We start from the raw sequence: 21,917 nt of genomic DNA, 5'->3' as shown, positions 1-21,917 counted from the left end.
CCTTATTTGGCTGCGCCTTCATTCCATGCGGCAGGGTATTTGTAGCCCTCGAAGCGTTTGTGCGCGTAGGCTTTGAACGCGTCGGAGTTATAGGCCTCGGTTACGTCTTTGAGCCATTGGCTGTCTTTGTCGGCGGTTTTGACGGCAGACCAGTTGACATAGGCAAAGCTCGGTTCTTGGAACAAGGCTTCGGTCAGCTTCATGCCGCTGCTTATGGCGTAGTTGCCGTTGACGACGGCAAAATCCACGTCGGCACGGCTGCGCGGCAGTTGCGCGGCTTCAAGCTCGACGATTTTGATGTTTTTCAGATTTTCGGCAATGTCCGCTTTGGATGCGGTCAGCGGATTGATGCCGTCTTTGAGTTTGATCCAACCCAATTCGTTCAGCATCACCAAGGCGCGTGCGAAGTTGGACGGGTCGTTGGGCGCGGATACGGTGCTGCCGTCTTTGACTTCTTCCAGCGATTTCAGCTTGCCCGGATACAGTCCCAAAGGCGCGGTCGGCACTTGGAAAGCTTCGGTGATGTCCAGGTTGTGTTCTTTTTTGAAATCGTCAAGATAGGGTTTGTGTTGGAAGACGTTGATGTCCAACTCACCCTCAGCCAATGCCAGATTCGGGCGCACATAGTCGGTAAACTCGACCAATTTGACAGTGTAGCCTTTTTTCTCCAACTCGGGTTGGATTTGTTCTTTGACCATATCGCCGAAGTCGCCGACGGTCGTGCCGAAGACGATTTCTTTTTTCGCCGCGCCGTTGTCGGCGGCGGCAGAAGCGGATGCGGCGGGCGCGCTGTCTTTTTGACCGCCGCAGGCGGCGAGGACGAGCGCGAGTGCGGCGGCGGAAAGGGTTTTGAAGAAGGTTTTCATATTTTCTCCTGATGTTGTGGCGGTTTCAAACAAAAATGACGGGCAGGAAACCCTGCCGTCCGGATTCGGCGTTCAGACGGCATTTGCCGCGAACAGGGGGATTTTATAGCATTTTTCGGATAGCGGTGGGGATTTTGGCGTTCAGACGGCATTCGGGTTTAACGTTTGTCCAATTTCCGCGCCAACGCGTTGCCGGTGCTTTGAATCAGGATGACCAGCAGCACGAGGAGGGCGACGATGAAGACGATGACTTCGGTTTGGTAGCGGTAGTAGCCGTAGCGGATGGCGAGGTCGCCCAAGCCGCCGCCGCCTATCATCCCTGCCGCCGCGCTGTATGACAAAAGCCCGATGGCAAGCACGGTAATGCTGGAAACCATACCCGCGCGCGCTTCGTTTAAGAGGACTTTGCGGACGATGGCAAGCGGCGGCGCACCCATCGCGGCGGCGGCTTCAATCACGCCTTTGGGGACTTCGCGCAGGTTTTGTTCCACCAAACGGGCAAAATAAAACAATCCCGACACGCTCAACACCAGCGAAGCGGCAACCGGGCCGATGGTGCTGCCGACGATGGCGCGTGTCGCGGGTATCATGGCAATCATCAGGATGACGAAGGGGAAGGCGCGCATTAGGTTGACTAAGTTGTCGAGCAGGAAATTTACCGGCTTGTTGTAATGCAGCTGGCGGCTGGAAGTTACGAAGAGCAACACGCCCAACAGCGTGCCGAAAATGACGGCAAACGTGGTGGACAGCCCGACCATCACAAAGGTTTCGCCCAATGCGCGGACGATTTCGCCTTTCATACCGATGATGTTGGAAACGGCTTGTTGGAATGTTAAGTCTGCCATATCAGTCCTCCCGAATCAGTTCGCGCCCGATTTCGGATTGGGCGTGGATTTGGTTGCCGCGTACTTCGACGATTTCGACGACTTTGCCTTTATCCAAGAGGGCGGCGCGGTCGCACAGTCGTCTGATGACGCTCATTTCGTGGGTTACGATGACGATGGTTACGTTGAAGCGTTTGTTGATGTCTTCCAAACATTCCAAGACGCTGCGCGTGGTGGCGGGATCGAGGGCGGAAGTGGGTTCGTCGGCGAGGATGACTTGCGGCTTGGGCGCGAGCGCACGGGCGATGCCGACACGTTGTTTCTGCCCGCCGGACAGCTGGGCGGGATAGTGGCCGGCGCGTTCGGTCAAGCCGACGATTTCAAGGCATTCTTTAACGCGCGCTTTGATTTTTTCAGACGGCCATCCGGCGATTTCCAATGGGAAGGCGACGTTACCGGCGACGGTGCGGTTGTTCAACAGGTTGAACTGCTGGAACACCATACCGATATTTTGCCGCGCCCGGCGCAATGCGGCGGCATTCAGCTTGGTTAAATCTTGTCCGCACACGCCGACCGTGCCGCTGTCGGGGCGTTCCAACAGGTTAATCAGGCGCAGCAGAGTGGATTTGCCCGCGCCGGAATAGCCCATCAGCCCGAAGATTTCGCCGTCGCGGATTTCGAGGCTGGTCGGCTCGACGGCGGCAAAACGGGTCTTGTCGCGCGTTTGGTAATGCTTGGAAACCTTGTCCAAAATAATCATTGTCTTTCCCATACAACAAAGCCCGATGTCGGACACAACGGGCGCGGAAGATAAAGCTGAAATTGTCGGAACGCTTTAGCTGTTATGCCCGCAAGCTGTGTCAAATCGGCAGGTTAATTTTCGTAGGATATTATCGGGAAAGCGTTTTTTTGTCAATAAAGCAGGAAGCAGGCAACCATTTCGGACAATGCCGTCTGAAACGGGCAAAGGCAGCGGTTCGCACCAAAACGGCAAATAATTGAAAAATATATAGTGGATTAACAAAAATCAGGACAAGGCGACGAAGCCGCAGACAGTACAAATAGTACGGAACCGATTCACTTGGTGCTTCAGCACCTTAGAGAATCGTTCTCTTTGAGCTAAGGCGAGGCAACGCTGTACTGGTTTTTGTTAATCCACTATAAATTATGTCGGAAACATTCCAAAGGCGGTGCAGTTTCGGCATATAATTCGGGCAAACGCCTGTTCAGACGGCATTTTGTCTTTTCCAACCCTGACCGTTCAGGGTTCTGATTCTTAAGGAAATCCGATGTACCTACCCTCTATGAAGCATTCCCTGCCGCTGCTGGCGGCTCTGGTGCTTGCCGCGTGTTCTTCGACACACGCGCCCAGCGGCAAGACCCTGGCAGACAATATAGAAACTGCCGGTCTTTCGGCAAGCGTTCCCCCCCGCCCTGCCGAACCCGAAGGAAAAACGCTGGCAGATTACAGCAGCTACCCTTCCGCACTGGATGCAGTGAAACAGAAAAACGATACCGCCGTCGCCGCCTATTTGGAAAACGTCGGCGACAGCGCGATGGCGGAAAATGTCCGCAACGAGTGGCTGAAGTCTTTGGGCGCACGCAGACAGTGGACGCTGTTTGCACAGGAATATGCCAAACTCGAACCGGCAGGGCGCGCCCAAGAAGTCGAATGCTACGCCGATTCGAGCCGCAACGACTATACGCGTGCCGCCGAACTGGTCAAAAATACGGGCAAACTGCCTTCGGGCTGCACCAAACTGTTGGAACAGGCAGCCGCATCCGGCTTGTTGGACGGCAACGACGCCTGGAGGCGCGTACGCGGACTGCTGGCCGGTCGCCAAACCACAGACGCACGCAACCTTGCCGCCGCATTGGGCAGCCCGTTTGACGGCGGCACACAAGGTTCGCGCGAATACGCCCTGTTGAACGTCATCGGCAAAGAAGCACGCAAATCGCCGAATGCCGCCGCCCTGCTGTCCGAAATGGAAAGCGGTTTAAGCCCCGAACAACGCAGTTTCGCGTGGGGCGTATTGGGGCATTATCAGTCGCAAAACCTCAATGTGCCTGCCGCCTTGGACTATTACGGCAAAGTTTCCGACCGCCGCCAACTGACCGACGACCAAATCGAATGGTACGCCCGCGCCGCCTTGCGTGCCCAACGTTGGGACGAGCTGGCTTCCGTTATCTCGCATATGCCCGAAAAACTGCAAAAAAGCCCGACCTGGCTCTACTGGCTGGCACGCAGCCATGCTGCGCTGGGCAACTTGCAGCAGACAGCAAAACTCTATGAACAGGCGGCAGCGACGGGCAGGAATTTTTATGCCGTACTGGCAGGGGAAGAATTGGGTCGGAAAATTGATACGCGCAACAATGTTCCCGATGCCGACACAAACAGCGTCCGCCGCATGGCGGAAGACGGTGCAGTCAAACGCGCGCTGGTGCTGTTCCAAAACAGCCGAACCGCCGGCGATGCGAAAATGCGCCGTCAGGCTCAGGCGGAATGGCGTTTTGCCACACGCGGCTTTGACGAAGACAAGCTGCTGACCGCAGCGCAAACCGCGTTCGACCACGGCTTTTACGATATGGCGGTCAACAGCGCGGAACGCACCGACCGCAAACTCAACTACACATTGCGCTATATTTCGCCGTTTAAAGACACCGTAATCCGCCACGCGCAAAATGTTAATGTCGATCCGGCGTGGGTTTACGGGCTCATCCGTCAGGAAAGCCGCTTCGTTATGGGCGCGCAATCCGGCGTAGGCGCACAGGGGCTGATGCAGGTTATGCCTGCCACCGCGCGCGAAATCGCCGGCAAAATCGGTATGGATGCCGCACAACTTTACACCGCCGACGGCAATATCCGTATGGGGACGTGGTATATGGCGGACACCAAACGCCGCCTGCAAAACAACGAAGTCCTCGCTACCGCAGGCTATAACGCCGGCCCCGGCAGAGCGCACCGATGGCAGGCGGACACGCCCCTTGAAGGCGCGGTATATGCCGAAACCATCCCGTTTTCCGAAACGCGCGACTATGTCAAAAAAGTGATGACCAATGCCGCCTACTACGCCTCCCTCTTCGGCGCGCCGCACATCCCGCTCAAACAGCGTATGGGCACCGTTCCTGCACGCTGACGTACCGATGCCGTCTGAAACCCGCCCGGTCTTTCAGACGGCATTTTTATCCCGAACGGCATTGACGGCGAACCATAAATATAAGATAATCCGAAAATTGTTTTTCCTGCTTTTTCAAGCAGCTTGACACGGCACAAGCCAACCCGTTAGGAGGTGATGTTTCCGTCACGGCGCGTATCCCGCCGCCGCAAGGCACAGCGATACGGTAAACCTTCAACACCGTCTGCCCTACCCTTTCCACCGATATGATGGGCAGATGAAACAACCGAATTTATTAAAGGAAATAAAATGCCTGCAATCCGCGTAAAAGAGAACGAACCCTTTGAAGTCGCTATGCGCCGTTTCAAACGCGCCGTAGAAAAAACCGGCCTGCTGACCGAGCTGCGCGCCCGCGAAGCCTACGAAAAACCGACTACCGAACGCAAACGCAAAAAAGCGGCTGCCGTAAAACGCCTGCAAAAACGCCTGCGCAGCCAACAACTGCCGCCCAAAATGTACTAAACGTTCAAGTACAGATTACAGGTCAGCCCTGTGATATGAGGACACACCGCAAGACCTGCTCTGCGGTGTGTTTTGCTTTTCAGACGGCATCGAAACCCGCCGTTTCCATCCGACATCCCAGCGAGGACATTATGAGCCTGAAAATCCGCCTTACCGAAGACATGAAAACCGCGATGCGCGCCAAAGACCAAGTTTCCCTCGGCACCATCCGCCTCATCAACGCCGCCGTCAAACAGTTTGAAGTGGACGAACGCACCGAAGCCGACGATGCCAAAATCACCGCCATCCTGACCAAAATGGTCAAACAGCGCAAAGACAGCGCGAAAATCTACACTGAAGCCGGCCGCCGGGATTTGGCAGACAAAGAAAACGCCGAAATCGAGGTACTGCACCGCTACCTGCCGCAAATGCTCTCCGCCGGAGAAATCCGTACTGCGGTCGAAGCCGCCGTTGCCGAAACCGGCGCGGCAGGTATGGCGGATATGGGCAAAGTGATGGGCGTATTGAAAACCCGCCTCGCCGGCAAAGCCGATATGGGCGAAGTCAACAAAATCCTGAAAGCCGTGCTGACCGCCTGATTGCCCGAATATCAGACAAAATGCCGTCTGAAGCCCGTATCGCAGGTTCAGACGGCATTTTCAATATCCCAATATCGAATCGGCAGGGGCAACACGGTTTTGATACGCCGAAACGGGTTTTGCCGATAAACGGATTCCGTTTGCGCCCCATCGGACAAAATGCCGTCTGAAACACGATTCCGTTCAGACGGCATAGATTTATTTGACCAATTTCAAACCTTTTTTGGCGGGCCGGGGCGCGGTTTCGGCAGAAGTGTTTTCAGGCGGCGTATCGGGGCGGTACTCCTCCAATTCAAACCCCATACCTTCGCCGGTCTCCCGTGCGAAAAGGCTGAGGACGTGTCCGACAGGTATCCATATGTCGTGCGCCTGTCCGCCGAAACGGGCGGAAAAACTGATCCAATCGTTGTCGATTTGAAGGTTTTGCGTGGCGGTCGCGCCGATGTTGAGCATAATTTCGTTGTCGCGGACGTACTGCATGGGAACGCGCGTGTGTTCGTTGACCCAGACAAGAATGTGCGGTGTGAGGCTGTTGTCGCTGCACCATTCGTAAAGTGCGCGGAGGATGTAGGGTTTGGTGGAAGTGGGCATAATGGGTTCCGTGTTGTACGCCAAAATAGGAAAATGCCTGCAAAACGGCGGGTTTTGCAAGCATTCCGAGCTTATTTGCGCATGGCTTTTTCGGCGGGTGTCAGTGCTTCGATAAAGGCTTCGCGCTGGAAGATGCGCTCGGCGTATTTGAGCAGCGGCGCGGCACTTTTGCCCAGTTTGACATCGTAGTGGTCGAGCCGCCACAGCAGCGGGGCAATGGCGACATCAATCATAGAAAAATCTTCGCCGAGAATGTATTTGCTTTTGCTGAACGAAGGGGCAAGCATCGTCAGTCCGTTGCCGATGGCTTCGCGCGCTTTTGCCTGTTCCTTGTTGGTGGCGGCGGGGTTTTCCAAAACTTGGACGTGGTTGAACAATTCTTTTTCCATACGGTACAGCACCAGCCGCCCCCGGCCGCGCATAACGGGATCGCCGGGCATAAGCTGCGGATGGGGGAAGCGTTCGTCGATGTATTCGTTGATGATATTGGACTCATGCAGCACCAAATCGCGCTCGACCAGTACGGGGACTTGGTTATACGGATTCATGACGGCAAGGTCTTCGGGTTTGTTGTAAATATCGACGTCTTTGATTTCAAAATCCATACCTTTTTCGTACAAAACGAAGCGGCAGCGGTGGCTGAAGGGGCAGGTAATGCCGGAATAGAGGGTCATCATAATAATTGTCGCTCCTGTGTGATGCCTGCAAAACGGCTGATTTATAAAGGTTTAATCGCGCAATTATACGCGTTTTCCGGCACTTAATCCAGAAATTCGGCTCAATCTGTTGTTTTTAATATATTTTCCCCGGTTTTCCGTATCAGTGCGAACTTACTGTCTTTGTTGCGCGGGCGCGCACCCTGCCAGACCGTCTGCCAGCCTTGCGGCGCATCCGCGTTTTGGGGCAGGCGGACGATGCGGTAGCGGCAATGGGTATCGCCGACGCGGTGCGGCAATGTGCCGTACTGTGTCCAAACAATCCGCGTGTGCAGGTCGCCGCTGTCTATGCCGATACACTCGATGCCGTCTGAAAGCTCCCGTTTTAATTCCGGGGAAAGCGATGCCTCCATACTCCGGACGACCGGCGCGTGGCTTTTCGCCGCGTCCAGCCACGGCAGGAACAGCGTCATCAGCAAAGCCCAGGTCAGGGTAACGCCTGCCGCCCAGTTGGTAACCGCCTGCCTGCCGCGTATGTTTTTGCGGGTAATCGCCCACAGCCACAAGGGTGTGAACAGTACGGCAACCGCCATCGGAATGGGATCGATGTCGGGAACGTAATACGGGCTGAAGTAGGCGGCGCGTTCGGCAAGCTTGGCGGGCCAGCCGTAATTCATGGCGAAAAAGCCCGTCCACAGGAACACGGCAAACAGTCCGAACGCCATAATGCCGAACCAGTTGACAAACGCCGCCGCGCCGCGCCTCAGGCTGTCCAGTTGCGCCGCGCCGAACAGGGCAAGCGGCGGCAGCAGCCAGACGAGGTTGTCTTGAAAACGCTGCGGATTAAAGGCGAGCAGCACCAAAACGGCAAGCATCCACACAACACCCAAAATCCCCCAATCGGTCGAAAACAGACGCGTGCGGCAAACCGTCCAAACCGCCAGCGGCAGCGCGGGCAGTGCAAACCAAAGCAGATTTTTCAGATAGTAAAACAAACTGAATGCCGTCTGAATGTGCCGCACGCCGCCGAACGTACCGAAAACGTGATAGTCGAGCCATTGCGCGAACAGCGCGGGCTGCGTTTTTGCCAAGAGCAGCGGGTAAACGGTCATAAGCGGCAGGGCAAAGGCAAGCGAGGCGACTGCCGTCAACATCAAACGCCTGCTTTGCCACGGACGGAAAAACATCAGTACGGGCAGGGGCAGCATCAGGGCAAATGCTGCCGGATAAGCTGCCGCCAGCGACATCAGCGTCCAACCCGTACCGAGCAGGAAAGAGGCGGCAATCACACGGCGGCGTGCCAGCGAGTAGCCGTGCAGCACCAGTCCGGCGGCGGCAAAGGCGGCGGCGGCGGGATTGAGGAAATGGGCAACCGGAATCAGCCCGATACAGCCGATGAGAATCAGGACGACGCTGCGCCCGTGGTGTCTGCCCAAAAAGTTGAAACCGGCAAAGCCGCAGGAAGTCAGTCCGATAACGGCAAAAAATACGCCTGCAAAGCGTGTGGCATCGTATGGGTCGGCAGCCCACGGCGACAGCAAATGTTTGAACGCGGCGGCAACCCAAAGATACACGGGCGGTATGCCGAAATCGGCATGCCCGAACAGATGGGCAACCAAAGGAACGCGGCTGTCTGCCAACGCTTCGACGGCGGTATAAACGGCAGGTTCGGCAGGATTCCATAAATCATGTGAAAATACACCCGGCCACAACCAGGCAAACGCCATCAGCATCAGCAGCCACGGTTTTTCGTGGGTTTTGGCGGGCGGGCGGGTATCGGGCGGGGTATAGGTCAACATAAGCGTAAGAAGAAATGGATGGATTGCCAAGTGTAGCAAATATTTGCACAAAGGTCGTGCAGAGACTGCTTCAGACGGCATCAGACACAAAAAGACCGGCAACAAAAAAGACTGCACGGGGCAGTCTTTGCAGATACTATCTTTTTCATAATATTTTTTCCTGGCCCAACACAGTCCATAGCATATCAAAACTGTTGTTTTCAATCAGGATATATATCCCCAATCCTAAATAAACAACAGCAACAAACCATCTGCTATATTTTTCCAAAGTTTCTCCAACAGAAGGGACTTGTGCCAATTTTTGGGCAGAAAAAACCAAGAGATAAATCATGACTAGAAAGGTAAGTAAAGCCACTATCAAATTCGCTAAATTTAAGGTAGTAAAATATGGGACAAAGACACCAATATTGTCAGCGCCACAACTTGCAAAAGTAATCATAGCGACTAGAAAAATCAGGTTTTTATTATCTTTGCGCAAACCCTCTTTAGCAATAGCCTCTCCATCAGAATCTCCTAAAAGCAAAACTTTGATGCCTAGGAAAATTGGAATAAAGCCGAGCAAACCTAAAATCTCTTTACTAGGAATATAATCTAAGACAAATGCAAAAAGCAAACTTAGCAATATCAGACTAACAGAGCCTAGAAATTGTCCTAAATAAATGTTAATGATGTCTTTTCTGCTTTTTCTTTTGGCAAAAAATAACATTAGGATAATAAGTAAGTCTACGGCTGTCCCAGAATACAGGATTATTGAAGTAACAACATTTTGAATCATAAAACATCTCATTCAAATATATTTTTGAATGTATTCAAACATTAAACTTTGTAGATGTCAACTTCAACCCCGTCAAAATATAGTGGATTAACAAAAACCAGTACGGCGTTGCCTCGCCTTAGCTCAAAGAGAACGATTCTTTAGGGTGCTGAAGCACCAAGTGAATCGGTTCCGTACTATCTGTACTGTCTGCGGCTTCGTCGCCTTGTCCTGATTTTTGTTAATCCACTATATAGATAAGAAGTCAGTGTGCCAAATATTAAAAAGCCCTGCCATCGAAATGATGGCAGGGCTTAATTCTTGCAAAGCGGCAATCAGCGTTTGAACAGGTTGCCGAATTTGTTGTTGAATTTGTCCACGCGACCGGTGGTATCGACGATTTTTTGAGTGCCGGTATAGAACGGGTGGCACAGGGAGCAAACCTCGATATTGAAGTTTTCTTTTTCCATCGCGGATTTGGTTACGAATTTGTTGCCGCAGGAACAGGTAACGTTGACTTCGTGGTAGTTCGGGTGAATACCTTGTTTCATTTGATTTCCTTTCAAAAAAGCGGGCATAGGGGATGTACCTATGCTTCAGACAAGCTCGGCATTCTCGCTATTTTCTGTTGTTTCGTCAAGAGGATATTCGATAAAATGTAAAAAGTTCTTTTGAGGGAGGTTTGATGGGGTCAAAATTCTTTTTCCTGCTGCTGCGTTTTGCCGGTTCGGTGCTGCCGCCGTCGCATATGCGCGGCATCGGCATCATCGGCAAAAGCGTACGCGTATTTCTGGCACGGCGGATTTCTCCGCATATCGGACGCGGGGTCAATATCGAACGCGGGGCGTATGTGTTTCCGGATACGGTTTTGGGCGACGGCTCGGGCATCGGGGCAAACTGTGAAATCTGCCGTGGGCTGGTGGTCGGCAAAAATGTGATGATGGGGTCGGAATGTCTGTTTTATTCAAATAACCACAAATTTGACCGTTCAAAAAAACGCTTTGAGGGCTATACGGAAATCCGTCCGATTACGTTGGAGGACGATGTCTGGCTGGGGCGCAGGGTGATTGTGATGGCGGGCGTAACCGTCGGACGCGGCTCGGTCGTGAGCGCAGGCGCGGTGATTACAAAAGACATTCTGCCCTACTCTTTGGCGGCAGGCAATCCGGCAGTAGTGAAAAAGAATCTGCCGGAAGGTTGAATGCCGTCTGAACGTGTCGGGGCGGATGATCTGAAAAAACAGGAACATCGTTCCTGTTTTTTTTACGTTTCAGACGGCATCGCTATTGCGCCAGCGCGGTATCGATTTCTTGGTAGAGTTTGCCGAAATCGGGTTCGCCGACATAAGTTTTGAGGATTTCGCCTTTTTTGCCGATAAGGACGGAAGTCGGATAAACCTGTGTGCCGAACGCCTGTCCGACGGCTTTATCCGCATCATACATGACGGCAAAGGGCAAGCCGTAGTCTTTGATGTATTGGCGGACGCTTTCTATCGGATCGATAGGTTGTGCAACGGCGAGGACTTGGAAGTTTTTGTTTTTATAGTCATTTGCCGTTTTAATGATTTTGGGCATTTCGCTCACACAACCCGGACAGGAGGGAAACCAAAAATTAATCAGGGTTACTTTGCCTTGCAGGTCGGCGTTGGAAACGGTTTTTCCGTGCAGGTCGGGCAGGGAGAAGGCGGGCGCGGTTTTGCTGTCGGGGGTGAGGACGATGGCAAGGAGGATGCCGATCAGTGCGACGGCGGCGGCGGTGAGTATTTTTTTCATTCGGACAAGGCTTCCAATGCGCGGGCAAGGGTGGCGGGCAGGCTGACGGTGCGTTGTGTGGCGGCGTGGACGGGCATCAGGGTGATGTCGGCTTCTGCGGCGGTTTTGCCGTTTGGCAGTGTAATCTTCTGGGTCAGCACAATGCGGCGCGTACCCGGGGTTTTCAGACGGCATGAAAACTGCAATACGTCGCCTTCGACGGCGGAACGGCTGTATCGGATGTCGATGCGGGCGACAATCAGTATGAGGCCTGCCAACTCGTGCAGCAGTCCGCGTTCTTCAAAAAACGCCCAGCGCGCTTCTTCGAGAAATTCGAGGTAGCGCGCATTGTTGACATGGCCGTAGCCGTCGAGATGGTAGTTGCGGACGGTCAGCTTCATCAGTTCAGGTTGATGGGTTGGAAGGCTTCGCGGGCAAGCGGTTCGTGTTCGAGGTCGGTGATGACGGTAGAAAGCTGGATGTCGAACCATTCGTTGAAAATGTCGGCATCGAGCGCAGGCCACTCGCGTTCGTCTTCGCACCAGTCGGCAAGTTCGGCGGCGAAAATGTCTTCAAAACGGGCTTCGATTTCGTCCCATACTTCGTCGGCGGTTTCACACGGACGGACAAGGTAGGAATTGGCATCGGCTTGGATGTCTTCGAGGGTCAGTCCGTCGAGGTGGTTGCCCGGCAGGGTTTGCAGCCAGTTCCAGAAGGGTTCAAGCGGAATGAGGACGAATACGCTGCGGTTGACTTCGTACATGGTTTTTCCTTTGCTGTCGCGCGGTATGCGCAAAAAAGGGATTATAGCCCAATCTGTAGTGTCGGACTGTCCGTTCCGACAGAAGGGAATGCCGTCCGAACACGGATTTTCAGACGGCATGGCTTTAGGGTTGTGTTCCGGGTTGCGTTTCGGCTTCCCCTGCTGCTTCTGCCTGTGTTTCGGATACGGAATCTTCTTGAACGGCAGTTTCCGCCGCCCCGGTTTCGGCACTTTCGACCAATTCGTCGATGTCGATGTTATCTTCCGTACCTTCGGCAGGTGTTGCACCGGTCTGCCGCGCGCGGACCTTCATATAGAAATCGCGCATATAACTGTATTTGTCGATGGCGGCATCATCAAGGCTGTCGGTCAAATCGAGCAGGCCTTCGCGGGTGCTGACGGCGGAGGCGGCAGCCGTACCCCAACGTCCGGCGGGGGTGCGGAAGACGATATTCTTGGGCGGGTAAACGGAGGTAATGCCCGTGCCGAGCGCGTCGCGGACGGTGGACGGCCCTAAGACGGGCAGCACGAAATAATTGCTGTTTTTCCATCCCCACGAGGCAAACGTGTCGCCCAAAGTGTTTTTATTGTCGGGAACGCCGCCCGCGCCGGCGATGTCGATCAGTCCGCCCAAACCGAAAGTGGTGTTGATGCCGACGCGGACAAGGTCTTCGCTTGCGCGTTTGATATCCAAGCGCAAGATATTGCTGCCGAAGCTGACTACGTCGCGCAGGTTGTTAAAAAAATTGGACACGCCGGCGCGGACGGGTTTCGGCGTGACTTTGCGGTAGCCGCGCGCGGCAGGGGCGAAAATGTAGCGGTCGGCTTGGTCGTTGAATTTGGAAACGGCGCGGTTGTAGCCTTCATAAGGGTCGGCAGGGCGGGTTTCTGCAAATGCAGGGACGGAAGCGAACCCGATCAGCAGGAGGACGGCGTAGGCGGTTTTTTTCATGATTTCAACCAGTCTTTGATTTCGTACAGTTCGGACAGCGCGCGCACGGATTCGGGAATGCCGGTCAGACCGATGCTGTCTTTGCGTCGGCGCAATATTTCGAGCAGCAGCGACACGCAGGCGGAATCGGCACGCTTTACACCGCCGAAATCGACGGCAATGGTTTCTTTCAGACGGCATTGTTGCCGGAAACGCTCAAATGCGTCCCTAGTCAGGGTTTTGACAGTGATGTCGCCGCCGATGTGCAGTGTTCCGTTGTTGAGTTCTGTATGCATAGTGTTCGGTAGGAAAAAATCCATGCCGCCTTCAGACTGGCGGCATGGCTTATGGATTACTTGCTGCCGTTTTTGGCTTTCAACTCGGCAATCAGTCCGTCCACGCCTTTCGCCTTGATGATTTCGCCGAATTGGTTGCGGTACACGGTAACCAGGCTCGCGCCTTCGATGGCGACGTTGTAGGCACGGTATTTGCCGCCGCTTTGGTAGGTGGTGAAGTCCATATTGACGGGCTTCTGACCGGGGATGCCGACTTCGGCGCGGACGACGATTTCCTTGCCGCCTTTATTGACGATGGGATTGTCTTTGACGTTGACGGTCGCGTTTTTGAATTTCAGCATCGTGCCGGAATAAGTGCGGATCAGCAGGGTTTGAAATTCTTTGGCCAACGCTTGTTTTTGCGCGTCGGACGCGGTGCGCCAAGGGTTGCCGACCGCCAATGCGGTCATGCGTTGGAAATCGAAATAAGGGGCGGCGTATGCTTCGGCTTTTTGGCGGGCAGTGTTGGCATCGCCGTTTTTTAAGATGCTCAATACTTGAGTGGCATTTTGACGGATTTGGTTCACTGCGTCGGCAGGGGCGGCAACCGCCATGCTGATGCTCAAGATGCCGATGCTTAGTGCGCTGATGAAAGAGGTTTTTTTCATGATTAAGTGTCCTAGTTTGAATATGATGGTGTACGTTTATTCAGTGGCTTTTGCCGCATCGTCGCCGCCCGCCGCGTTTTTCTCGGCGAAGCTGGTCATGAATTTACCGATTAGGTTTTCCAGAACCATGGCGGAGCTGGTAACGGAAATGGTATCGCCTGCGGCGAGATTCTCGGTGTCGCCGCCTTGTTGCAGGCCGATATATTGTTCGCCCAACAGACCGGAAGTCAGGATTTGCGCGGAAACGTCGCTGCTAAACTGATATTTGCTGTCCAAATCGAGGCGGACCTTCGCCTGATAGGATTTCGGGTCAAGCTCGATGGAACCAACGCGTCCGACCAATACGCCTGCGGATTTAATCGGCGCATTGGCCTTCAAACCGCCGATGTCGCTGAAATCGGCATATACGGTATAAGTCTTGCCGGAATTGCCGAACGCCGCGCCGCCCGCCACGCGGAAAGCGAGAAAGGCAACCGCCGCCACGCCGAGCAGGACAAACAGTCCGACCCAAAATTCCAATACATTCTTTTTCATTAAAGTTCCTTGAATATCCAAATGTTTTTTATTTCGTTTTCAGACGGCCTGTCAATCTGTAAACATCCACGCGGTCAACACAAAGTCGATCGCCAAAATCGTCAGGGCGGACGAAACCACCGTGCGCGTGCTGGCGCGCAAAATGCCTTCCGAAGTCGGCACGCAGTGAAAGCCCTGATGCACGGCAATCAGCGTTACCGCCATGCCGAACGCGGCGGATTTAATCAGACCGTTGATTACATCGTAATGTATCGTGATATTGTTCTGCATTTGCGACCAGAAAATGCCGCTGTCCAAGCCCAGCCAGGTTACACCGACCAAATACGCGCCGAAAATACCCGCCACGTTGAAAATCGAAGCCAAAAGCGGCATGGAAAACACGCCCGCCCAAAAGCGCGGCGCAACCACACGGGCGACAGGGTTTACCGCCATCACGTTCATCGCTTCGAGCTGTTCGGTCGTTTTCATCAAACCGATTTCGCTGGTCATCGCACCGCCCGCACTGCTGGCAAACAAAATCGCTGCCAATACCGGACCCAGCTCGCGCAACAGCGAAGCCGCGACCATATAGCCCAAAATATCGGCGGATTTGAATTTTGCCAGCTGCGTATAGCCCTGCAAACCCAAGACCATGCCGACAAACAACCCTGAAACGGCAACAATCAACACCGACAACACGCCAGCAAAATACACTTGGCGCACGCTCAGGCGCGGACGGACGAAAGCCGTACCGGATTTCGCCAGAATATTCAGCAGAAACAGCGTAATACTGCCGATGGATTGAATAAAGCCGAGGGTTTTCGCCCCGACGGAACGGATAAAATTCATAAATTTCTATATGTAAAGTTCAACGGTTTCAGACGGCACCTGCTCATTTACCCGAGCAAATCCTGCTGCAACGACGTTTGCGCCGGATAACGATATGCTACGGGGCCGTCTGCCAGCCCGCCGACAAACTGGCGTACCCAAGGAGAATCCAGTTCGCGCATTTCCTGCGGCGAGCCGGAGAACATAATTTCGCCGTGCGCCAAGAAAATCACCTGATCGACGATTTCCAAAGATTTTTCAATGTCGTGCGTTACCATAATGCTGGTCGAACGCAAAGCCTTGTTGACGCGGCTGATCAAGTGGGCAATCACGCCCAAGGAAATCGGATCGAGGCCGGTAAACGGCTCGTCGTACAACATAATTTCGGGGTCGAGCGCGATTGTGCGGGCAAGTGCGACACGGCGCGACATCCCGCCGGACAACTCGGACGGCATCAGGTTTTCCACGCCGCGCAGACCGACCGCGTTCAGTTTCAACAAAACCAAATCCCGAATCACCGCTTCCGGCAGGCGCGTCAGTTCGCGCATCGGAAAAGCGATATTGTCGAATACCGACAAATCGGTAAACAGCGCGCCGTGTTGGAACAATACGCCCATACGGCGGCGGTGTTCATACAACTCGTCAGCCGAAAAGCCCGCCAAATCCCGTCCTTCAATCAAAACCTGCCCGGACTGCGGACGAATCTGTCCTGTAATCAGCCTCATCAGCGTGGTTTTGCCGCTGCCCGAACCGCCCATTACGGCAGCAAAATTGCCTTGCGGAATACTGAAATTGATATTCTTCAGAATCGGGCGGTCGCCATATGCAAAGGCGACATCTTTCATTTCGATAAAAGGGAAGGGACTCATGTGCAGGCAAAACGATAGGTTTGACGGCGTGTATTTTAAGGCTTATCGGAAAGACGGGCAATTTTCAGACGGCATACGGACGGTAAGTGTTGTGAAAATGCCGTGCCCGGCAGCGGATTGTTTACCGAAGTGAAAAATGTTATCTTTCAAATGATAATTTTTCTCAAGAAATAACCATGGCAGAAGAATATTTGAACAGCAGCCAATTCGTCAACCTGGTTAACAGCGGGGGTGGAGATTATGTCGAAGGCAGCTACCGTTTCGATACTTTGTCCAACGGCATTTCCATCCACGGCGGCACAGTAACGGCACGGTGTGATTTTTGCAGCAGCCGCCTCGCCGAACCTTATGTGTCGTTCGTACTTTTGCTGGAAGGCTCTTTGAGCTTCGGCATCAACCGGAGCCGCTTCCAAATCGATGCGGACGGCGGCAAGGTCATCCTGATTTCAGTCGGGGAAGAAGTCCTGTTCAGCCGCTATCTTTATCGCGGCGGCAAAACGGTCAAAATGACAATTAAAGGTATGGAGCAATGGCTGCTGCGTCCGGAGTATGCGGGTTTTACACCCATACTTTACCGCGAACCGGTCAGGATATGGGATTTGTCCCCAAACCTGCGCGGCTTGGCGGCATCCTGCCTGCAACCTGCCCCAAGGGGGCATTTGGGCAAAACATTGCGCCGCGAGGCAGACGTTTTGCGGCTGCTGTCGGATTTGTGGGACACGGTGTCGGACAGCATCGGATCGGCGGCAGGAGAAACAGCGGAAGCAAACACCATGCCGTCTGAAAACTTCAGCCGCATCCTGAACGGGGCATTTGCCAACGGCGCACACCAAGTCAACCGGCTGACAGACGCACTGAACATCAGCGAAAGGACGCTGCAACGCCGTATGCGCGACCATTTCGGCATTACGGCAAGCGAGTGGCTGCACCACAAACAAATGCAGCACGCGCTCTATCTGTTGCAAAACGGGGAGAAAAGCATAGGCGAAACCGCATATTTATGCGGCTACCGCCACGTTTCCAGCTTTACTCAGGCATTCAGGCAATATTTCGGCAGCACGCCTGCGGAAACCAAAAAAGAAAACCGGTAAGCCGCATTTAATTTAAAACCCGAAATCTGCATGTAAAGAAACTTGTACGATAATTTATTTGGGAATAAACTAAAACTACATCTGACTACAAAACTGGAGAACCCGAAATGAAACAATTGGCCATGTACATCAACGGTCGCTTTGAAAACGACTTCGACGGCGAATGGCGCGACGTATTGAACCCGTCCACCGAAGAGGCCATCGCCCGCGAACCCAAAGGCGGCAAAGCTGACGTTGACCGCGCCGTAGCGGCGGCACGCGCGGCACAACCGGCATGGGAGCGGCTGCCTGCGGTCGAACGCGGCGCGTATTTGCGCAAAATCGCCCAAGGCATACGCGAACGCGCCGACGAGCTGACCGACACCATCGTTGCCGAAGGCGGCAAAACCAAAGACTTGGCGCGCGTGGAAGTCATGTTCACCGCCGACTATCTCGATTATCAGGCCGAATGGGCGCGCCGTTACGAAGGCGAAATCATCCAAAGCGACCGCCCGCGCGAAAATATTTTATTGTTCAAACGTCCGCTGGGCGTAATCGCCGGCATTTTGCCGTGGAACTTCCCCTTCTTCCTGATTGCCCGCAAAATGGGCCCCGCCTTGGTAACGGGCAACACCATCGTCGTCAAACCCAGCAGCGTAACCCCGATCAACTGCCACATCTTCGCCGAAATCGTCGATGCGGTCGGATTGCCCGCAGGCGTGTTCAACGTAGTGAACGGCCCTGGTGCGGAAATCGGCAATGCCTTGTCCGCCCATCCGCAAGTCGATATGGTCAGCCTGACCGGCTCCGTCGAAGCAGGCCGCCAAGTGATGGAAGCCGCTTCCGCCAACATCACCAAAGTCTCGCTGGAACTCGGCGGTAAAGCGCCTGCCATCGTTTTGAAAGACGCGGATGTAGACTTGGCAGTGAAATCCATCTTGGCTTCGCGCGTCGGCAACACCGGTCAAATCTGCAACTGCGCCGAGCGCGTTTATGTCCACAGCAGCCTGAAAGACGCGTTTATCGAAAAAATGACCGCCGCCATGAAAGGCGTGCGCTACGGCAACCCTGCCGAAGCCGAAGCAGGTGCGCTGGAAATGGGCCCGCTGATTGAAGAACGCGCCGTCAAAGCCGTTGCCGAAAAAGTGGAACGGGCAGTCAAACAAGGCGCGAAACTGGTTTGCGGCGGCAAACGCGCCGAAGGACGCGGCTATTTCTTCGAGCCTACCCTGCTGACCGACACCGACAACAGTATGGACATTATGAAAGAAGAAACCTTCGGCCCCGTACTGCCCGTTTCCGCTTTCGACACGCTTGACCAAGTCATCGCACTGGCTAACGATTGCGAGTTTGGTCTGACCAGTTCTGTTTATACGACTAATTTAAACGAAGCCTTCTACGTTACCCGCCGCCTGCAATTCGGCGAAACCTACATCAACCGCGAAAACTTCGAAGCTATGCAGGGTTTCCACGCCGGTTGGAAAAAATCCGGTATCGGCGGCGCGGACGGCAAACACGGTTTGGAAGAATATCTGCAAACCCAAGTCGTTTATCTGGAAACCGATATTTAATACCGCTTTGAAACCCCGATAGAAAATGCCGTCTGAACCCGATTTCAGGTTCAGACGGCATTTTTACGGTTTCACCGGTAATCAGTCATGACCGATATCGATGGTTTTCTCTTTGTAACGCGTATCGGGGACGAGGACGATTTTTTCATCCACTTTGCCGATGGCTTTCACGTCTTTACCCGGGTAGTCCAACTGGTGCAGGAAGTAGCGGATACAGTTCAAACGGGCGCGTTTTTTGTCGTCGGAACGTATAATGACCCAAGGCGCGTCGCCGGTGTGGGTATGGAAGAACATCGCGTTTTTGGCTTCGGTGTAGTCGTCCCAGCGGTCGAGCGACTGGATGTCCACAGGGGAGAGTTTCCAGTGTTTCAGCGGATCGTCGCGACGGGAGATGAAGCGGCGCAGTTGTTCTTCGCGGGATACGGAGAACCAGAATTTAAACAGGTGGATGCCGCTGGCGACGAGCATACGCTCCAATTCGGGGGTTTGGCGCATAAAGAGCATATATTCGTTGGGTTCGCAGAAGCCCATCACGCGTTCCACGCCGGCGCGGTTGTACCACGAGCGGTCGAAGAATACCATTTCGCCTGCAGTCGGCAGGTTTTGGATGTAGCGTTGGAAATACCATTGTCCGCGTTCGGTAGTGGTCGGTTTTTCCAGTGCGACCACGCGCGCACCGCGCGGGTTTAAATGTTCCATAAAGCGTTTGATCGTGCCGCCCTTGCCTGCCGCGTCGCGGCCTTCAAACAGGCTGACGATGCGCTGGCCGGAGTCTTTGACCCAGCTTTGCACTTTCAGCAATTCGATTTGCAGTTTGGCTTTTTCGGCTTCGTAGGCGGCGCGGCGCATACGTTTGCGGTAGGGGTAGTTTTCGGGCAGCGGGGCTGTGCCGGAATCTTCGGCAGAACCTTTGCCTTCATGTTCCAAAACAGCTTTTTCAAATACTTGGAGCTGGTCTTGCTTTTCGCCCAATTCCACACTTTCAAACGGTTGCAGCTGGTGGTCTGTCATAAAGGTCTCCTTATTGTATTTCAGGTTGGAAATCGAAATTTGTTTTCACAATTTTACACCTTCGCCCCCACTTTCTCTACATAAAATTACATTTTACCGATATTTGCCGAATCGTCTGAAAATATGTGTAAAAAGGGCGTATAATCAAACCATTTGACTGAACCGCCATGCCCTATTTCGCCCTATTTGACGATGCCGTAAGCGGCCGCGCAAAACGCTATCAAAATCATGTAGAAAGCCGTTTTTTCCGTCCCGAAGAACTCGATGCTTTGGACGGCGCGCTGCAAAAGGGCTGGCAAAAAGGGTTGCATTCGGTGTTGTTTGCAGACTACGGATTCGGTTTGCCGCTGATGGGGGTTGAGTCCGAACGCGGCGGCAATCTTGCCCTGCACTGGTTTGCCGACTGCACCGACACCGATGCCGCAAGCTGGCTTGCCCGACATTCAGACGGCCTCCCCGCCGGCATTTCCACGCCGCAATCCTCCGTATCCGAAACCGATTACCTCGACCACATCCGCCAAATCCACGAAGCCATCCGGCGCGGCGACACCTATCAAATCAACTACACCACCCGCCTGCACCTGCAAGCCTACGGCAATCCCGTCAGCCTCTACCGCCGCCTGCGCCAGCCCGTCCCCTATGCCGTCTTGTCCCACCTGCCCGATGCGGAGGGGCAATCCGCGTGGACGCTGTGTTTCTCGCCCGAACTCTTCCTCAAAATCGGTTCAGACGGCACCATCAGCACCGAACCGATGAAAGGTACCGCGCCGATTTTGGGCGACGGACAAGACGAACGCCGCGCCGCCGAGTTGCAAGCAGACCCGAAAAACCGCGCCGAAAACGTGATGATTGTCGATTTGCTGCGTAACGACCTCGGCAAAATCGCCCGAACCGGCAAAGTATGCGTGCCAGAGCCGTTTAAAGTGTCGCGTTTCGGCAGCGTCTGGCAGATGACCAGCACCATCCGGGCGCAAGCCCTGCCGCACACCTCGTTCGCCGACATCCTCCGCGCCGCCTTCCCCTGCGGCAGCATCACCGGCGCGCCCAAAAAAATGAGTATGCAGATTATCGAATCGCTCGAAACCGAAGCGCGCGGACTTTATACGGGCAGCATCGGCTATTTGAACCCGTGTTCCGGCGGCTTGGGGTTTGAAGGCACGTTCAACGTCGTTATCCGCACCTTGTCGCTCACGCCGCTTTCAGACGGCATTTATCAAGGCGTATACGGTGTCGGTTCCGGCATCGTCATCGACAGCGACCCCGCCGCCGAATATCGCGAATGCGGCTGGAAAGCCCGTTTCCTCAACGAATTGCGCCCCGATTTCGGCATTTTTGAAACCCTGCGCGTGGAAAACGGACGCTGCGCCCTGCTCGACCGCCACCTATGCCGTCTGAAAGCCGCCGCCCAAGCCCTTAACCTGCCCCTGCCCGAAGGCTGCGAAAATCAAATCAAACAATACATCGCCCGCTTGCCCGACGGCGCGTTCCGCGTCAAAGCCCTGCTCGCTTCAGACGGCATCAGCCTGTCCCGCGCCGTTTTAAACCATTTGGCTGACAAACAACGCGTCATCATTTCGCCGACCATCCTGTCCGCACAAAACTACCTGCGCCGCTTCAAAACCACCTGCCGCGCCCTCTTCGACCAGGCGTGGCAAACCGCCGAAACACAAGGCGCGTTCGACAGCCTGTTTTTCAATTCAGACGGCATCCTGCTCGAAGGCGGCAGAAGCAACGTGTTCATCAAACATCGCGGACAATGGCTTACGCCCTCTTTAGATTTGGACATTTTAAACGGCATAATGCGCCAAGCCGTATTGGACGAACCGCAAAAATATTTGCACACAAATCAAGTAATCGAAACACATATCACACAAAAAACACTGCAAGAAGCCGAAGAAATCCGCCTCTCCAACGCCCTGCGCGGCGTATTTGCCGCCGCCCTTGCCTGAACGCGCAAAAAT

26 protein-coding genes are annotated in these 21,917 nt (G+C 54.1%); 8 read left to right on the top strand and 18 right to left on the bottom strand.

Features of this window, described 5'->3' with window-relative positions; translation table 11 throughout:
- Window positions 1-2: 2 nt before the first annotated feature.
- The 3 genes from Q9J79_RS07050 to Q9J79_RS07040 form a co-directional block, all read right to left on the bottom strand.
- Window positions 3-866 carry a MetQ/NlpA family ABC transporter substrate-binding protein gene (locus Q9J79_RS07050; RefSeq protein ID WP_301912559.1) on the bottom strand — a complete coding sequence of 288 codons (864 nt, stop codon included), beginning with the start codon at window positions 864-866 and terminating at the stop codon, window positions 3-5.
- 158 nt (window positions 867-1,024) lie between these two features.
- Complete coding sequence (locus Q9J79_RS07045) at window positions 1,025-1,711, bottom strand: methionine ABC transporter permease (protein ID WP_301912560.1); 687 nt, start codon at window positions 1,709-1,711, stop codon at window positions 1,025-1,027.
- Window position 1,712: 1 nt separating this feature from the next.
- Window positions 1,713-2,450, bottom strand: a complete 738-nt coding sequence (locus Q9J79_RS07040) for a methionine ABC transporter ATP-binding protein (protein ID WP_301912561.1) — start codon at window positions 2,448-2,450, stop codon at window positions 1,713-1,715.
- Between the two features lie 529 nt (window positions 2,451-2,979).
- Between Q9J79_RS07040 and ltgA the strand changes: the two genes are divergently transcribed.
- The 4 genes from ltgA (at window position 2,980) to Q9J79_RS07020 (ending at window position 6,076) form a co-directional block, all read left to right on the top strand.
- Entirely contained in the window at window positions 2,980-4,827 is a 1,848-nt protein-coding gene (ltgA, locus tag Q9J79_RS07035; protein ID WP_301912563.1) for a lytic transglycosylase LtgA, read from the top strand.
- 288 nt (window positions 4,828-5,115) lie between these two features.
- The gene (gene rpsU, locus Q9J79_RS07030; RefSeq protein WP_002214819.1) at window positions 5,116-5,328 is read left to right on the top strand and encodes a 30S ribosomal protein S21; all 213 of its coding nucleotides are present in this window, start codon (window positions 5,116-5,118) and stop codon (window positions 5,326-5,328) included.
- A 131-nt stretch (window positions 5,329-5,459) separates the two neighbouring features.
- On the top strand, window positions 5,460-5,906 hold the full coding sequence (locus tag Q9J79_RS07025; protein WP_250314951.1) for a GatB/YqeY domain-containing protein: 447 nt from the start codon (window positions 5,460-5,462) through the stop codon (window positions 5,904-5,906).
- A gap of 20 nt (window positions 5,907-5,926) precedes the next feature.
- A complete protein-coding gene (locus tag Q9J79_RS07020; RefSeq protein WP_164734218.1) occupies window positions 5,927-6,076 on the top strand; it encodes a hypothetical protein in 150 nt (49 codons plus the stop codon).
- 28 nt (window positions 6,077-6,104) lie between these two features.
- On the opposite strand, the gene Q9J79_RS07015 is transcribed toward Q9J79_RS07020, so the two are convergent.
- The 5 genes from Q9J79_RS07015 to rpmE form a co-directional block, all read right to left on the bottom strand.
- Window positions 6,105-6,497 carry a ClpXP protease specificity-enhancing factor gene (locus Q9J79_RS07015; RefSeq protein WP_301912564.1) on the bottom strand — a complete coding sequence of 131 codons (393 nt, stop codon included), beginning with the start codon at window positions 6,495-6,497 and terminating at the stop codon, window positions 6,105-6,107.
- 71 nt (window positions 6,498-6,568) lie between these two features.
- Window positions 6,569-7,174: a glutathione S-transferase N-terminal domain-containing protein gene (locus Q9J79_RS07010; protein WP_301912565.1), complete on the bottom strand. Its 606-nt coding sequence runs from the start codon at window positions 7,172-7,174 to the stop codon at window positions 6,569-6,571.
- 101 nt (window positions 7,175-7,275) lie between these two features.
- On the bottom strand, window positions 7,276-9,033 hold the full coding sequence (locus Q9J79_RS07005) for an ArnT family glycosyltransferase (protein WP_301912566.1): 1,758 nt from the start codon (window positions 9,031-9,033) through the stop codon (window positions 7,276-7,278).
- A 64-nt stretch (window positions 9,034-9,097) separates the two neighbouring features.
- On the bottom strand, window positions 9,098-9,727 hold the full coding sequence (locus Q9J79_RS07000; RefSeq protein ID WP_301912567.1) for a CadD family cadmium resistance transporter: 630 nt from the start codon (window positions 9,725-9,727) through the stop codon (window positions 9,098-9,100).
- Between the two features lie 314 nt (window positions 9,728-10,041).
- The gene (gene rpmE, locus Q9J79_RS06995) at window positions 10,042-10,257 is read right to left on the bottom strand and encodes a 50S ribosomal protein L31 (protein ID WP_003713538.1); all 216 of its coding nucleotides are present in this window, start codon (window positions 10,255-10,257) and stop codon (window positions 10,042-10,044) included.
- A 134-nt stretch (window positions 10,258-10,391) separates the two neighbouring features.
- On the opposite strand from rpmE, the gene Q9J79_RS06990 reads away from it, so the two are divergent.
- Window positions 10,392-10,907: an acyltransferase gene (locus Q9J79_RS06990; protein WP_301912568.1), complete on the top strand. Its 516-nt coding sequence runs from the start codon at window positions 10,392-10,394 to the stop codon at window positions 10,905-10,907.
- An 82-nt stretch (window positions 10,908-10,989) separates the two neighbouring features.
- On the opposite strand, the gene Q9J79_RS06985 is transcribed toward Q9J79_RS06990, so the two are convergent.
- The 9 genes from Q9J79_RS06985 to Q9J79_RS06945 form a co-directional block, all read right to left on the bottom strand.
- The gene (locus Q9J79_RS06985) at window positions 10,990-11,478 is read right to left on the bottom strand and encodes a peroxiredoxin family protein (protein ID WP_301912569.1); all 489 of its coding nucleotides are present in this window, start codon (window positions 11,476-11,478) and stop codon (window positions 10,990-10,992) included.
- Window positions 11,475-11,858 (bottom strand): acyl-CoA thioesterase, encoded by a 384-nt coding sequence (locus tag Q9J79_RS06980; protein WP_301912570.1) that lies wholly within the window; start codon window positions 11,856-11,858, stop codon window positions 11,475-11,477. The genes Q9J79_RS06985 and Q9J79_RS06980 overlap by 4 nt, the downstream gene beginning before the upstream one ends.
- Window positions 11,858-12,220: a hypothetical protein gene (locus tag Q9J79_RS06975; RefSeq protein WP_002229974.1), complete on the bottom strand. Its 363-nt coding sequence runs from the start codon at window positions 12,218-12,220 to the stop codon at window positions 11,858-11,860. Before Q9J79_RS06975 ends, Q9J79_RS06980 begins: the two co-directional genes overlap by 1 nt.
- A gap of 124 nt (window positions 12,221-12,344) precedes the next feature.
- Window positions 12,345-13,172 carry an MlaA family lipoprotein gene (locus tag Q9J79_RS06970; protein ID WP_003711038.1) on the bottom strand — a complete coding sequence of 276 codons (828 nt, stop codon included), beginning with the start codon at window positions 13,170-13,172 and terminating at the stop codon, window positions 12,345-12,347.
- Window positions 13,169-13,447: an STAS domain-containing protein gene (locus Q9J79_RS06965; protein ID WP_301912571.1), complete on the bottom strand. Its 279-nt coding sequence runs from the start codon at window positions 13,445-13,447 to the stop codon at window positions 13,169-13,171. The genes Q9J79_RS06970 and Q9J79_RS06965 overlap by 4 nt, the downstream gene beginning before the upstream one ends.
- Window positions 13,448-13,503: 56 nt before the next feature.
- Window positions 13,504-14,094 (bottom strand): MlaC/ttg2D family ABC transporter substrate-binding protein, encoded by a 591-nt coding sequence (locus tag Q9J79_RS06960; protein WP_301912573.1) that lies wholly within the window; start codon window positions 14,092-14,094, stop codon window positions 13,504-13,506.
- A 36-nt stretch (window positions 14,095-14,130) separates the two neighbouring features.
- Window positions 14,131-14,628: an outer membrane lipid asymmetry maintenance protein MlaD gene (mlaD, locus tag Q9J79_RS06955; protein WP_167435421.1), complete on the bottom strand. Its 498-nt coding sequence runs from the start codon at window positions 14,626-14,628 to the stop codon at window positions 14,131-14,133.
- Between the two features lie 51 nt (window positions 14,629-14,679).
- Entirely contained in the window at window positions 14,680-15,456 is a 777-nt protein-coding gene (mlaE, locus tag Q9J79_RS06950; protein ID WP_301912574.1) for a lipid asymmetry maintenance ABC transporter permease subunit MlaE, read from the bottom strand.
- Window positions 15,457-15,503: 47 nt separating this feature from the next.
- A complete protein-coding gene (locus tag Q9J79_RS06945) occupies window positions 15,504-16,304 on the bottom strand; it encodes an ABC transporter ATP-binding protein (RefSeq protein ID WP_301912575.1) in 801 nt (266 codons plus the stop codon).
- 176 nt (window positions 16,305-16,480) lie between these two features.
- On the opposite strand from Q9J79_RS06945, the gene Q9J79_RS06940 reads away from it, so the two are divergent.
- Complete coding sequence (locus tag Q9J79_RS06940) at window positions 16,481-17,395, top strand: helix-turn-helix transcriptional regulator (protein ID WP_301912576.1); 915 nt, start codon at window positions 16,481-16,483, stop codon at window positions 17,393-17,395.
- Window positions 17,396-17,502: 107 nt separating this feature from the next.
- Complete coding sequence (gene aldA, locus Q9J79_RS06935) at window positions 17,503-18,945, top strand: aldehyde dehydrogenase (protein ID WP_301912577.1); 1,443 nt, start codon at window positions 17,503-17,505, stop codon at window positions 18,943-18,945.
- A gap of 81 nt (window positions 18,946-19,026) precedes the next feature.
- Here the strand turns inward: aldA and ppk2 are convergent, their stop codons facing one another.
- Window positions 19,027-19,956 carry a polyphosphate kinase 2 gene (ppk2, locus tag Q9J79_RS06930; protein ID WP_301912578.1) on the bottom strand — a complete coding sequence of 310 codons (930 nt, stop codon included), beginning with the start codon at window positions 19,954-19,956 and terminating at the stop codon, window positions 19,027-19,029.
- Between the two features lie 167 nt (window positions 19,957-20,123).
- On the opposite strand from ppk2, the gene Q9J79_RS06925 reads away from it, so the two are divergent.
- Window positions 20,124-21,905, top strand: coding sequence for a bifunctional chorismate-binding protein/class IV aminotransferase (locus tag Q9J79_RS06925; protein WP_301912579.1), 1,782 nt, complete (start codon window positions 20,124-20,126; stop codon window positions 21,903-21,905).
- Window positions 21,906-21,917: the final 12 nt, after the last annotated feature.

Origin of the sequence: Neisseria viridiae, from assembly GCF_962747995.1 — a bacterium.
Classification (GTDB): Bacteria; Pseudomonadota; Gammaproteobacteria; order Burkholderiales; family Neisseriaceae; genus Neisseria; species Neisseria viridiae.
The sequence above is the reverse complement of the archived record's forward strand: the minus strand, read 5'-3'. Positions and strand labels throughout refer to the sequence as shown.